Source organism: Pantoea sp. PvP021 (assembly GCF_054056055.1).
Window position 1 is genome coordinate 225,997 of the sequence record NZ_JBSRXX010000001.1, and the last position, 13,385, is coordinate 239,381.

Annotated in this window: 12 protein-coding genes and 1 tRNA gene; 10 read left to right on the forward strand and 3 right to left on the reverse strand. The window is 53.2% G+C overall.

Annotation, left to right across the window (positions count from 1 at the left end; genetic code table 11):
• Positions 1 to 4 precede the first annotated feature (4 nt).
• Positions 5 to 550 (reverse strand): N-acetyltransferase, encoded by a 546-nt coding sequence (locus ACVKSX_RS00890; protein WP_033758314.1) that lies wholly within the window; start codon positions 548 to 550, stop codon positions 5 to 7.
• Between the two features lie 252 nt (positions 551 to 802).
• On the opposite strand from ACVKSX_RS00890, the gene ACVKSX_RS00895 reads away from it, so the two are divergent.
• The 4 genes from ACVKSX_RS00895 (at position 803) to ACVKSX_RS00910 (ending at position 4,201) form a co-directional block, all read left to right on the forward strand.
• Positions 803 to 1,873, forward strand: coding sequence for an iron-containing alcohol dehydrogenase family protein (locus tag ACVKSX_RS00895; protein WP_354438205.1), 1,071 nt, complete (start codon positions 803 to 805; stop codon positions 1,871 to 1,873).
• A 47-nt stretch (positions 1,874 to 1,920) separates the two neighbouring features.
• Entirely contained in the window at positions 1,921 to 3,234 is a 1,314-nt protein-coding gene (locus tag ACVKSX_RS00900) for an LLM class flavin-dependent oxidoreductase (protein ID WP_022624972.1), read from the forward strand.
• Between the two features lie 185 nt (positions 3,235 to 3,419).
• Entirely contained in the window at positions 3,420 to 3,701 is a 282-nt protein-coding gene (locus ACVKSX_RS00905; RefSeq protein ID WP_010247933.1) for a hypothetical protein, read from the forward strand.
• Between the two features lie 98 nt (positions 3,702 to 3,799).
• Positions 3,800 to 4,201: a cell envelope integrity TolA C-terminal domain-containing protein gene (locus ACVKSX_RS00910; protein ID WP_010247930.1), complete on the forward strand. Its 402-nt coding sequence runs from the start codon at positions 3,800 to 3,802 to the stop codon at positions 4,199 to 4,201.
• A gap of 75 nt (positions 4,202 to 4,276) precedes the next feature.
• On the opposite strand, the gene fhuE is transcribed toward ACVKSX_RS00910, so the two are convergent.
• Positions 4,277 to 6,439 (reverse strand): ferric-rhodotorulic acid/ferric-coprogen receptor FhuE, encoded by a 2,163-nt coding sequence (fhuE, locus tag ACVKSX_RS00915; protein WP_354438208.1) that lies wholly within the window; start codon positions 6,437 to 6,439, stop codon positions 4,277 to 4,279.
• Between the two features lie 395 nt (positions 6,440 to 6,834).
• Here fhuE and ACVKSX_RS00920 point away from each other — a divergent pair, with 395 nt between their 5' ends.
• The 3 genes from ACVKSX_RS00920 (at position 6,835) to ACVKSX_RS00930 (ending at position 8,882) form a co-directional block, all read left to right on the forward strand.
• Entirely contained in the window at positions 6,835 to 7,923 is a 1,089-nt protein-coding gene (locus ACVKSX_RS00920; protein ID WP_287062464.1) for a YncE family protein, read from the forward strand.
• 298 nt (positions 7,924 to 8,221) lie between these two features.
• Positions 8,222 to 8,575, forward strand: a complete 354-nt coding sequence (locus tag ACVKSX_RS00925; RefSeq protein WP_010670918.1) for a type II toxin-antitoxin system RelE/ParE family toxin — start codon at positions 8,222 to 8,224, stop codon at positions 8,573 to 8,575.
• Positions 8,576 to 8,579: 4 nt separating this feature from the next.
• Positions 8,580 to 8,882: a helix-turn-helix domain-containing protein gene (locus ACVKSX_RS00930; RefSeq protein WP_010247918.1), complete on the forward strand. Its 303-nt coding sequence runs from the start codon at positions 8,580 to 8,582 to the stop codon at positions 8,880 to 8,882.
• A 90-nt stretch (positions 8,883 to 8,972) separates the two neighbouring features.
• Here ACVKSX_RS00930 and ACVKSX_RS00935 read toward each other — a convergent pair.
• A tRNA-Asn gene (locus tag ACVKSX_RS00935) sits at positions 8,973 to 9,048 on the reverse strand.
• A gap of 505 nt (positions 9,049 to 9,553) precedes the next feature.
• Between ACVKSX_RS00935 and ACVKSX_RS00940 the strand changes: the two genes are divergently transcribed.
• Genes ACVKSX_RS00940 through ACVKSX_RS00950 form a run of 3 tightly spaced genes read left to right on the forward strand, consistent with a single transcriptional unit; the run spans position 9,554 to position 13,043 of the window.
• Positions 9,554 to 10,477 carry a sugar ABC transporter substrate-binding protein gene (locus tag ACVKSX_RS00940; protein WP_010247907.1) on the forward strand — a complete coding sequence of 308 codons (924 nt, stop codon included), beginning with the start codon at positions 9,554 to 9,556 and terminating at the stop codon, positions 10,475 to 10,477.
• Between the two features lie 32 nt (positions 10,478 to 10,509).
• On the forward strand, positions 10,510 to 11,994 hold the full coding sequence (locus ACVKSX_RS00945) for a sugar ABC transporter ATP-binding protein (RefSeq protein WP_187511790.1): 1,485 nt from the start codon (positions 10,510 to 10,512) through the stop codon (positions 11,992 to 11,994).
• Positions 11,995 to 12,017: 23 nt separating this feature from the next.
• Entirely contained in the window at positions 12,018 to 13,043 is a 1,026-nt protein-coding gene (locus ACVKSX_RS00950) for an ABC transporter permease (protein ID WP_170933484.1), read from the forward strand.
• Positions 13,044 to 13,385 lie beyond the last annotated feature (342 nt).

A 13,385-nucleotide genomic window follows, 5' to 3' on the forward strand; every position in this document is an offset into this window, starting at 1 on the left:
CTGCTCATAGCGGGTTTCCTTCTGCTGCTGTCTGGCGGCTCAGCCAGGCATCATGTGCCGCCGGGTCCAGTACTTTTTTCATATAGAGGGTGATGTGACCTTTACCGAGATCGCGGGTATGCATCGGCTGGAAGCCACGTTTCAGATACATCTCTTTCAGCCAGGGGTGATGGGTGGCGGTGCCCAGCGAGACCGCAGGGGCATGCAACTGATCGATCAGGATTTCCTGCTCTAACCGATCCTGAACCTGGCGACCAAAATGGTGGCCGGGATAGTCGGGATGCGCGCCAAACCAGCCGATATGCGGCAGCCCAAACGGGCCGGGCAGCGGCCCCCAGGGATAGCGAACGGTCACTGATGAAACCATCTGGTCACGCATGTAGAGCGCATACACGCCATGATTCTGCAGATGGCGTAATGCTGTAGCGCGGTCAGCCGTGGCGGCATCAAATTTAATGCCCAGTGCTTTAACGGGTGCATAGGCGGCATGCATCAGCGCCAGATAAACATCTACCTCATCTTCTCTGACCTGACGAAAATCGAGTTGCATAATATTTCCCGGAAAACTGCCAGGCAGGCAGTTAATTCATTCAGCCAGAATGAGAGATTAACAGTAAAAGCCGGGTCGCTATGTGTGAAAAATAACTAACCTAATGCGGATTTGTGAATATGAAATGGCCGGTTTTTGATTGCTTAAATTGTTATTTGTCGTAGTATTCAGAAAAGAAATTAAATTCCATGAAACGCTATTAACTCACTGTAATAAAAGTCTTTTTCTATTTTATATAATCAGGATGCTGCTGTGTTAGCCATTACATCTCCGCGAGCCTATGCGCATGAGGCGGGCCTGCGCATCCGCGCCGGTCAGTTTATTAAACCCTATGCCACCCATATTCGTATTTTTACCTCTCCTCAGGCGTGGCAGGCGGTTAATCCGGAATTAAGCCAGAGTCTTGAAGAGAATGGCATCCGCTGGCAGCTCGACTATTTAGAGGGCGAATGTACAGAACAGGCCATCGCCAGCTTAAAACACCATACCGAACAGCAGGGCGCAGAACTGCTGCTGGCGATTGGGGGTGGACGCGTGCTGGATGCGGCTAAAGCCGCTGCCAGCCAGTTGCCGACGGTCACGCTGGTTAACTTTGCGACCCAGGCGGCAACCTGCGCGGCCTGGTCACCGATTGCCATCATCTATAACGAGCAAGGCGGCCATCTGCGCAGCCAGCCGCTGGGGAAAATGCCGGAGCTGGTGCTGGTGGACAGTGAAGTAATCGCCCGGAGCGACGTGCGCTACCTGAAAGCGGGTATTGTGGATGCGCTGGCCAAATATTATGAATTCCGGCCTTACCAGCAGCACAACCCTGATGATCTGGCTTTGGATCTTAAGGTGATGACCGCGCGGCAGGCGCTTGACACTTTCCGGCAGCAGGGAGACGCCGCGATCCTGGCCTGCCAGCAGCAGCGGGTCACGCCTGAACTGGTCAGAGTCATTGATGCCACTATCGTGCTCGCCGGACTGGCGAACAGTGTGCGCGACCTGCTGCCGACGCCGGGCTTTGCGCACGCCATTCACAATCGACTGACGCACCTGCCGGAGCTGCATCACTGGCTGCACGGTGAGAAAGTCGGCTTCAGCCTGCTGGTGCAGTCGCTGATGGAACATGACGGCGTCGCGGATGCGGAACTCCTTGCGCTGCTGCGTCACTACGATATGCCGCTGAAGCTGCCGGTGTTACGCGGCGATCGCCATAGCGCGCTGCGCAACATCGCGCAGCAGATTAAATTCCCCCACGCCTGCGCAGAACGGCTGCCGTTTAGCGTCTCCGCCCGCGCGCTGGAACAGGCGCTGCTGGCGACGGACACCCTTTTTTAAGCGCGCGCTGTGGCGCGCCTTTTCACCTTACAGACCAGGAATCGTTCATGAATCATTTCACTCCATCACGTCGCCTGCGGCTCGGCCTGTTTGTTCAACCGGTGGGTCAGCACGTGAGCGGCTGGCGTCTGACGGAACAGCTGGGCGATCCCACTGATATCGACTGGCTGATCACGCTGGCTAAAAAAGCCGAAGCGGGTAAGTTCGACCTGTTCTTTGTGGGTGATGCACTGGCAACCAGCATGTATCGTCTGCCGTCGACCATGGCACGCCTTGAACCGCTGACGATGCTGGCGGCGCTGGCGGTCAACACCAGACGTATTGGCCTGGCCGCAACCGCCTCTACCACCTTCAGCGATCCCTTTACGCTGGCGCGCAGTTTCTCGTCACTGGATCACATCAGCCGTGGCCGGGCCGCGTGGAACGTCGTGACCTCGTTTTCCACTGACGTTGCACGTAACTTCAGCCGCAGCGATATGCCCGACCACGCTTCCCGCTATGCTCGTGCGCGGGAGTTCCTTGAGGTGGCAGACAAATTGTGGCAGGGCTGGGAAGCGGGGGCAGTGCAGCCCGACAAAGCGTCCGGGGACTATTTTGTTGATGAGAAGATCAAACCGATCAACCATCAGGGCGAGCATTTTCAGGTACAAGGCCCCCTGAACATCACGCGTTCGCCACAGGGACGTCCGGTGATTATCGAAGCAGGTTCTTCTGCTGATGGTCAGAAGCTGGCGGCTGAGACAGCGGAAGTGATCTTTACCGCCTCCGCCAGTCTGGAGGAAGCGCAAGCGTTCTATCGCACTCAAAAGGAGCAGGTCATTGCCGCCGGGCGTAACCCGGATCATGTCGTGATCATGCCCGGTGTCATGCCGATTATTGGCCGCACGCGTGAGGAGGCGAAGGCGCTGTGGAAAAAGCTGAATACGCTGGTGGATATTGAGAACGGGCTTCGTCAGCTCTCACTGCGGTTCAGTATGGATCTCAGCCAATATCCACTGGATGGCCCGGTACCGGAGGTTCCGCTGGGCGAAGGTAATCAGAGCCGCGTTAAGCTGATGACCGATATGGCAAAGCGCGAGAATCTTACGCTGCGTGAGCTGGCCGCCGTCGCCGCCGGTTCACGCGGACACCGCGTGATTGTCGGTACCGCTGAAGATATCGCCGACGACTTCCAGCAGTGGCTGGAGCAGGGCGGCGCGGACGGCTTTAACATCATGCCAGCCATTATGCCGGAACAGCTGGATCTGTTTGTGGAGCTGGTGATCCCGGAACTGCGCCGTCGCGGACTGTTTCGCGATGAGTATGAGTTTGCCACGCTGCGGGAGAATCTGGGGCTTAAAGTGATAACCGAAGAGAGTTAACAGCCACGGTCATCACGGGAAATATTACCGCAATACTGCATGCAGTTTGCTGGAAAAGGATATGCGGTTAACTCAGCAGGGAGGCTGGAGCCTGTATTGTGCCGCACTATTTTCCAAAAGCGTTCTGCAAACCCATTCATACCCGATATAGTGCAAATCTATCCTCTGGGATGTGAGATCGCTGAATGTCAGAATACAGGTTCTATACCAAAGGCAAATACACTGTTGCACTTGAAAGATCGGACGTAACACGAGCTTTCGATCTGACAGAGCAGGGTTATAAAAAACAGTTCGAGGAAGTTCGTGCCTCAGATGAAAAACAGGCACTCGCACGCTTCGCGGATATCCGCAGGGACAAACGCATCGACCAGCACAACTTTCTGGCGGGCGCGGCCACGATGCCCCTGATTGGCGTATTAACAGCGATTGCTTTCTCTCTCTTCTGGCGAAAAAAAACGGGAAAATAACCCTGTGTTGATTCACTTTGCAGGGGTTTAGCTTAGCCTGATATCAGAATAACCAGGGAGCAGGACGCCGTTCCCTTTTCACCTAAAAGGACTTATCCATGAAAAAGATCATTCCCATTTTCTGCTGTGCCCTGTTAGCCGGTTGTGCGCCTCTCACTCCACACGAATGCATTAAAAAAAGCGCACTCGAAACCTGCAGCTATAACCGTTCAGGAAAAGTCGGGGACAACGATATCTATGGTCAGCAGGCATCTGGCATAAAAAAAGCGCTGGATGCTGCACTATCAGAGCCGCACGCCTGGAAGGGGAAACGCTGTAATGCCCATCTGGATTTCAAAATTGATGGCACCCTGGATAATTTTATTATCAAAGGGGGCGATAAAGATTATTGCAACGCGCTCAAAGTGGCGGCAAAACGCGCCAGATTTCCGGCTTTCACCGACCAGCATGTTTTCGATGTGATGGGATCAGCGCGCTGGAATATGGAAGGACAGCCCTGACACGCATCCTGCCCGTTAAATCAGCCCTCAGACAGCCCGCAATCGCGGGCTGTCTGGCCTCTCAGCTCACCATTATCAGAACTGATAAGACACGCTGACATTCACGTTACGTGGCTCACCGTAAACGTAGCTGTTCATATAGCTGTAATATTCACGGTCGAAGAGATTATCGACGTTGGCCTGTACGGCAACCTGCTTATTCACCTGATAGCGGGCAAACAACGAGGCCAGCGGGTAGCTGCCCTGATATACCCGTACGCTGTCGCCGCTGGCATTGGTCACATCTTTAAACACCCGGTTCTGCCAGTTAATTCCGCCACCAACGGTGAGCTCGGGGATCGCGGCTAACTGATAACGGGTGAAAAGCTTGAATGAGGTTTGCGGCTGATAGCTGTTGAACCGGCCACTTTTATCGCGTGCCACATAGCGGGTTGCGCCAAAGGTCAGCTGCAGATTATCGGTCAGCGCGCCATTCACCTCGAACTCGGCACCTTTACTCACTGCACCTTTGGCGGCGTCATAGGCCTGCTCATTGCCGCTCAGATAAACGCCATCAATCGCCTGTCCAACGTTATCCTGCTCGATGCGGAAAATTGCTACGCTGGCGGTCAGCAGGCCATCGTTCCAGGCCGATTTCAGACCGGTCTCGTAACTTTTACCTGTCACCGGTGAGAGGTAACTGCCGTGAGTATCGCGATAAGTCTGCGGCAGGAAAATGGCGGTGTAGCTGCCATAGGCGGACCAGGTGTCATTAATGTCATACACCAGCCCTGCATAAGGCGTGGTGTTATTTTTAGTCATCTCTCCGCTACTGCCATGGGTGCTCCACTGGGTATAGCGAGCGCCAATAATCAGCGACAGCGGATCGGCCAGCGACAGGCGTGCAGCGCTATAGACCGATTTCTGACGAACAGTGTCATCATCGTTGAGATACCAGCCCTGCCATTCAGGTTCCGCTACGTTACCGGTCCAGCTATTATTGAAAATCCCCATATCGGCGGCAGTGATTTCACCCGCCTCCGCATCGCTGAATCCATCCTGACTGTAGGCGGCATTATGCTGGCGGCTGTAGCTTGCCCCGGCCATCAACAGGTGATGACGACCCAGTAGTTCAAACGGGCCGCTGGCAAAGCCATCGATTGAATCCATTTTACGCTTGCCGCGATCCATACTGCCATAACCGGTAGTGCCTTCACCGCTCTCCTGATCGGGATTGCCCATCACATAGAGCAGCTTATCGCTGAAGGTATTCTCAGCATGCGTGCCGTTGATATGAATATTCCAGCCGTTATCGAAGTTATGGTCGATATCCGCAAAGACTTTGCGCGAATTAGTGTTGTAACGCGCCCAGTTAGCTGATGAATTCAGGCTGCGGTCGTAATGTGTCGTGGCGTTGTTACTGTAAAACATCGGCAGGCCACCCCAGGTTGGATTGCCGGTGTTGTCATCTTCATAGTCGTAGCCCAGTGACAGCGTCGTCTTGTCGGTAAGGTCCGCATCAATCACGCCGTAGATGAATTTTTTGGTTTTTTGATAGCGATCCAGCCAGCTCTCCTGATCGGTATAACCGGTCACCACTCGGCCGCGCAGGCTGCCATCGCTGTTAAGCGGGGCAGAGAGATCCGCCACGTAGCGCTGCTTGTTCCAGCTGCCATAGCTGGCACTCAGCGTGCCGGTCGCGGTTTTGCTGTCAGCATGTTTACGCACCATATTGATCGAGGCCGAAGGGCTGCCCGCTCCGGTCATCAGGCCGGTCGCACCGCGCACGATTTCAATACGGTCATAGATTGCCGTGTCGGACGCCGCATCGCCGTAATTCCAGTTATCGTTAACCGAGGTCGGAATGCCATCGAAAGTGAAGTTGCTGACTTTGAAGCCGCGTGAATAGTACTCGGAGCGTTCACTGTCGATAAGATTGGTGGAGATACCGGTGGCGTTGGTCAGCACATCATTAACCGATTGCAGATCCTGATCCTGCATTCGCTGCTGCGTCACCACGCTGAGTGACTGAGGCACATCTCGCGGTGTCAGCATTAATTTGGTGCCCGCGCGGGTGGTCTGCACCGCGTAATTCTGCTTACCGCTGTCACTGGTTTCGTCAGTCGTGGCGCTGACCACCATATCCTGCGATGTCTCCTCCGCCGCCAGGGCGGGGTGGAAGAGAGCGTGTATCGCCAGTGTCAGTAATGAGACGCTAAAGCTGTTTCTGAAACCTGATTCCCTGCCACTACGAGCCATAAAATTTTCCATTAAAAATTGGTATTGAGTTAAACCGTTGTGTCTTTGGTTGTTATTTTTTATCCACTCATCTTCTGGAGAAAGACGCTCAACCATTTATGAGAACGCCAATGATAATCATTTGCTTTATATATTCTTCAAAGGATTCAATCGAAAGTGTAACCTTATGTTAATTATTTATAATTCAGTGTGATAGGGAGATATAAAGCCTTTTAGTTGCTGGTGTTTATCAGATTTGAAAACAGAAAAAGGGCATACAGGTGGAATTTAGCGGGGCAGTTAAGCAGTTTAACGCGGGTAAAATGACCGGACAGGTCTGGATAGCCGAGTCATAATTTGATTACTGGCTGTTAATGCGTATGATTCTCATTCTTTATTCCCTGACGGAGTTCAGCATGAAATCGTTAAGCCCGCGCAAAGCCGCTATTGCCATGGCAGTTGCCGCTGCCTTTAGCCTGACAGCGTGTCAGGCTCCTGCTAAAAAAGCCGATGCGCCTGCCGCTGAAGCCCCAAAACCGGTTAATACCGCAGTGACACAACGCGCTCTGGGTGATGGTCTGTACGAAATGGCTTACTCCCCTGCGTCAAAAGCGTTGTTTGTCGCCAGCGCGCAGGCGTTTAAGGATGTGAACGGCGGCATGATCTATCGTCTCGATCCGGCCACGCTGACGACCAAAGGCGAAACGCATACCGACATGAAAAACTTCGGTACCGCTATCGATGAAAATGGTCAGGTGTTCTACACCACCAACTCACTGGATGGCGCGATCTCCAAAGTGGACGCCCAGAGTGGCAAAGTGCTGCAGCGTCTGGTGTTCCCGGGCAAGATCAGTAAAGAAGGCTATCCGGCGGGTGCGCGTGAAGTCCTGTGGCACGGCAACGAGCTTTATGTCGGTCGCGTAGCCGAACCGGGCTATATCTCCGTCGTGGATACCCGAACGTTTAAGCTGAAAACCGAGATTAAAAACGCCGGGAAATGGGTCACCGGTATCATCTATTCCCCGCTGACTGAGCGCATTTATGCGGCTAACGGCTCGGGTGAAATTCTGGTGATCAATCCACGCAGCCATAAAATCGAGAAGCGCTGGACCGCAGGCGATGGCAAAGAGTATCTGTTCCTGAACATGGCGGAAGATCCTGCTACCGGTCGCCTGTTTGTTACTGACGACTCCAAAGGCAAAACCACGCTGATCTTTGATGAGCGCACCGGCAAAGTGATCAAGCGCATCGAAGGCGATGCGATGGGCATCAAGTTCAACGCTAAACGCAATGAGCTTTACATCAGCCAGCGCGAATCGAAGAAAGTGCTGCAACTGGATGCCACCACCTACGCGGTGAAAAACAGCTGGTCGTTTGACAAGAACCCAAACAGCCTGCTGATTGGCCCGGACAACAACACGCTCTATGTCACGCTTAAGGCGGAATTCAACAAAGATTCCTCCACCAAAGGCACTGACGAGATTGCCCGTATCGCGCTGCCGTAATCACGCGCTAAAAGCGTCACTCTGCACTGGCAGGGAAGCGATGCGAACAAAGTGAAAGCCCGCTCAGGGAAGCCTGAGCGGGCTTTCTTATTGATAACAACGCCTCACATCATCTCACCCCATAACCAATCCGGTACAGCTCGCAAAACGATGAAGGTTGTGTGGATTCATCACTGACCCGGCTGAACGCTTCTCTCACTTTGCACTAAAAGCACAGGCATCTGAAATCCCCCTGCATCACACTCGATTATCGCTTTACACCTATATAGTATTTGACCTATATTAATAAGGAGATCCCGTGTGGATGATTAAAACGACGGAGAGGTTTGATCGCTGGTTTACCTTGCTTAATGAGAGCGATCGCGCCTGCGTACTGGCAGCATTAATGGTGTTGCGCGAAAAGGGGCCGGGGTTGTCCAGGCCATACGCGGATACGCTAAAAGGCTCTGTTTATATCAACATGAAAGAGCTGCGTATTCAGAGTCGCGGCGATCCGATAAGGGCTTTCTTTGCTTTTGACCCAAACCGAACGGCGATTGTGCTTTGTGCCGGAAATAAGGTGGGCAATGAAAAGCGTTTTTATCAGGAGATGCTTCCGGTTGCCGATCGGGAATTCACACACTGGCTGAATAGTTTTAAAGATGAGGAGTAACCAGATGGGCAGAACGCTTGAACAGCTTATTGCGGATGAAAAACCGGAAGTCGTTGCCGACGCACAGGCGATGGCGACGGATATCCTGCTCAACATTCACCTTGCCGAGCTGCGCGAGAAAGTGCAGAAAACACAGGTCGAAATGGCAAAGGCGCTGGGCATTACACAGCCTACCGTGGCGGGTATGGAGAAGCCGGGCCGCGATCTGAAGCTCTCCACGCTCAAGCGCTATATCGATGCGGCAGGGGGTAAGCTGCGGCTGGTGGTGGAACTGCCGGACGGCTCGCACTACGGGTTTGAGGTGTAAGCCATTCAGGCGGGGATGTCATGCCGCCGTGACCGAAAACATAAAAGCAAAAAGCCCGCTCAGGTTTCCCTGAGCGGGCTTTTCTGATTCTGGCTCCTCTGACTGGACTCGAACCAGTGACATACGGATTAACAGTCCGCCGTTCTACCGACTGAACTACAGAGGAATCGCTTGAACGGGGCGAATATTAGCGGCGCAGATCCCGCTTGTCAAAGCCCTGTTTACCGAATTGCGTTCAGATGCTCGTAAAAGCAGCGGATTGGCGATTTTTACCCGATTCTGCTGGATTTTCAAACTGCCAACAGGATCTCACTTTGCGGGCATTTCTCCGCAGATGTTAGAGGCATGTCAAAGTTTTGTTGTTTGCCGATGTTAAAACAACCGTTTCAGTGCTTTTATGATAAAAATTTCAAAACGTGATTATATGGAATAAATAAACTGCTTATCATCACGGTCGTCATTATCGTCTGAAAGTGAAACGCTATTTTGAAGTTAACTGTTTGCAGATCAAGTGATTGTGAAAAGGAGTGGTCGATCACAAAAATAGTCAGAACCTGAAGTCTTACCTCAAATTTCCCGAAACAGACGCCAGACAGGCTGGGTGAATGTAAAAGATATTTTTCATTCGCGGTCACAGCCGCTGAGCAAGTTAACAAATAAGAAGGGTCCCTATGAACATTAAAAAAACGATTGTCGCCTCACTGTTAGCCTGCATGTTACCTGCCGCGGTTATGGCAAAAGATATCTCAGTTGGCGTCTCCATGGCGCTGTTTGATGACAACTTCCTCACCATTCTGCGTACCTCAATGCAGAAAGAGATGCAGAAAGATGGCGTTAAAGGGCAGGTTGAGGATGCAAAAGGCGACGTTTCACAGCAGCTGCAGCAGGTTCAGAACTTTATCGGTCAGGGGGTTGATGCGCTGATCGTCAACCCGGTCGATACCAATGCGGTGAAACCGATTATGGACCAGGCGAGCAAAGCGGGTATCCCGCTGATCTTTGTCAACCGCCGTCCACAGGCTGAGCTGACCGGCAAAATGGCCTATGTCGGGTCCGATTCGGAACTGGCTGGACGCTTACAGATGGAAGCGCTGGCTAAAGCGATGAACGGCAAAGGCAACGTTGCCATCCTGATGGGTGATTTGGCGAATGAAGCGACCCGTGACCGTACCAAAGGTGTGGAAGAGGTTGCGGCTAAATTCCCTGGCATCAAAATTGTTCAGAAACAGACCGCCAAATTTACCCGTAACGATGCGGTAGACGTAGTCAGTAACTGGATGACTGCCGGTGATGAGATCAATGCCATCGCTTCTAACAACGATGAAATGGCGATCGGTGCGCTGCAGGCACTGGGTAAAAATCCGGACAAAATCCTGATCGCTGGCGTCGATGGCACACCCGATGCGCTGCAGATGCTGAAGCAGGGCAAGATGGTCGCCACGGTATTCCAGGATGCGCAGGGCCAGGGTGAAGGTGCGGTGCAGACGGCAATCAAACTGGTGAATGGCGAGAAAGTTCAGAAAGTCATCAATATCCCCTACCAGTTGATTACTAAAGAAAACATGGAACAGTTTACCAAGCGTAACCTGAAATAGTCGTTCCTGACCCAGCTGTACGGAGGTGATGTATGAACGCTTTTGCGCTTGAAGCCGAAGGCATCAGCAAGTTCTTCCCCGGCGTTAAAGCCCTCGACAACGTCTCGTTGCGGGTGCGTCCGGGAACGGTACATGCCTTGATGGGCGAAAATGGCGCGGGCAAATCCACTTTAATGAAGTGCCTGATCGGGATGTATCGTCCCGATCAGGGCACCATCAAAATTAAAGGGGAGCCGGTGCAGTTTCAGGACACCATGGACGCGTTGCGTTCCGGCATTTCAATGATCCACCAGGAACTCAACCTGGTGCCTTACATGACCGTCGCCGAGAATATCTGGCTGGGTCGCGAGCCGATGAGATTTGGCTTTGTCGATCACGCCCGACTTAATCAGAAGACGCAGGAATTGCTGAACCGCCTGAATATCCGCCTGAAAGCCGATCGGATGGTGGGTGAGCTGAGCATCGCGTCGCAGCAGATGGTTGAGATTGCCAAAGCAGTTTCATGGGATTCAGACATCGTGATCATGGATGAGCCCACCTCCGCGCTGACAGAAACCGAAGTGGCGCATCTGTTTACCATCATTCGTGACCTGCGGGAGCAGGGCAAAGCGATCATCTACATCAGCCATAAGATGGATGAAATTTTCACCATCACCGACGAAGTCAGTATCTTCCGTGACGGCAGTTGGATCGCCAGCGATCAGACGTCGAAATATACCCGCCAGTCGCTGATTACCCAGATGGTGGGACGCGAACTGACCCAGCTGTTCCCGAAATTCAACAGCGCAATTGGTGAAGAGGTGCTGACGGTGCGCAATCTCACCTGCAAAGATCGTTTCACCGACGTCAGTTTCAGTGTGCGCCGGGGGGAGATCCTCGGCGTCGCCGGACTGGTGGGTGCGGGTCGCAGCGAGGTGATGGAGAGCCTGTTCGGCATGGAGAGCTTCGACAGCGGCGAGATCCTGATTGATGGCGTGCCGGTGACGATCGACTCACCCTCAACCGCGATTGAAAAGGGCATGGCGTTCCTCACCGAAGACCGTAAAAAGTCCGGCCTGTTTCTGGTGCTATCGGTGATGGAGAACATGAGCATCGTTAACATGCCGGAGTACAGCGGCAAAAGCGGATTTGTCAGCCATGTGAAGATGGCGCAGGACTGCATGGATCAAATCCGTCGTCTCAACATCAAAACGCCGACCATGGATCAAATCATCAATAACCTCAGCGGCGGTAATCAGCAGAAAGTCCTGATTGCCCGCTGGCTGCTGGCGCAACCGAAGATTCTGATTCTGGACGAACCGACGCGCGGCATTGACGTCGGGGCGAAAGCGGAGATTTACCGCTTAATCAGTGAACTTGCCAATCGTGGCGTGGCTATCATCATGGTCTCCTCTGAACTGCCGGAAATTCTTGGCATGAGCGACCGGGTAATGGTCATGCACGGCGGGCGTATAACCGGCATCCTCGATAAAGAAGAAGCCGATCAGGAAACCATTCTGTCGTTGGCATCCGAGTGAGGCGCGAGACCACTATGAGCAATATGAAAGCTACTGCCACCCCGGCAGCCCCGCAGCAACCCTCTTTTTTTGCCAGCCTGCGTCATAAATTGCCGAAAGATACCGGCATTTTCGTGGTGATGGTGGGGATTGCGTTAATTTTTGAAATGTTCGGCTGGTACGTGCGTGACCAGTCTTTCCTGCTCAACACCAACCGTCTGATCCTGATTGTATTGCAGGTGGCGATTATCGGGATTATCGCCGTCGGCGTGACCCAGGTCATCATCACCACCGGTATCGATCTCTCCTCCGGGTCCGTTATCGCCCTGGCGGCGGTGGTGGCCGCGAGCCTGGCGCAGACCTCTGACAGCCTGTCGCCAATGTATCCGTCGCTGGTGAATATGCCTGCGGTGATCCCTATTGCGGCCGGTATCGGCGTCGGTTTGCTGGCGGGTGTGGTCAATGGTGTGCTGATCACCCGCACCGGTATTCCGCCCTTCATTGCTACGCTGGGCATGATGGTGTCGGCACGCGGTCTGGCGCAGTATTACACCCAGGGCAATCCGATCAGCTTCCTTTCCGATGGCTTCACCTCAATCGGACAGGGTGCCATGCCGGTAGTGATTTTCCTGGTGGTGGCGCTGCTGTTCCATATCGCCCTGAAGCATACCCGCTACGGTAAATATGTTTACGCCATCGGCGGCAACATGACCTCGGCGAAAGTCTCCGGTATCAACGTTAATAAGTATCTGATTATCGTCTACACCATTGCAGGCGCGCTCTCTGGCCTGGCGGGTGTAGTACTGGCGGCGCGCGTCAGCAGCGGTCAGTCGAGCATGGGGATGTCGTACGAGCTGGATGCGATTGCCGCAGCCGTTATCGGTGGCAGCAGCCTGATGGGTGGCGTGGGCCGTATCACCGGAACATTAATTGGCGCAGTGATCCTTGGCCTGATTAAAAGCGGATTCACCTTCGTTGGTGTCGATGCGTACATTCAGGACATCATCAAAGGGATGATTATTGTGGCTGCGGTCTCTATCGACATGCACCGTAACCGCAAAAAACGTTAATCAGCAGGCGTTGCCTTCTTCCGGATGCGGGAGAGGGCAACGGTTGCTTTTTATCATCCGGCATTCGTCAGCGATAAGAAATCCTGCTGATAGCGGTTACATTCACTCCCTGTTTTTTACTCCTCTGTTCAGGCCCTGCAAGCCTTCATCAGGTGCAATGCGTTTCCACTGCACTCAAACTGTACAACCTGTCATCACTTTTCTGCACGTCTGACTCGCAGCGTCTGCACTGTCACAGTGCGCCTGACGGCTTTACTCTCTCTTCTCAGCCATTCCTGATCCTTATTAACCCATAAGAGGTAATCAGAAACGCTTATTTTCCGGGCCGTTAGGAAAAATCTG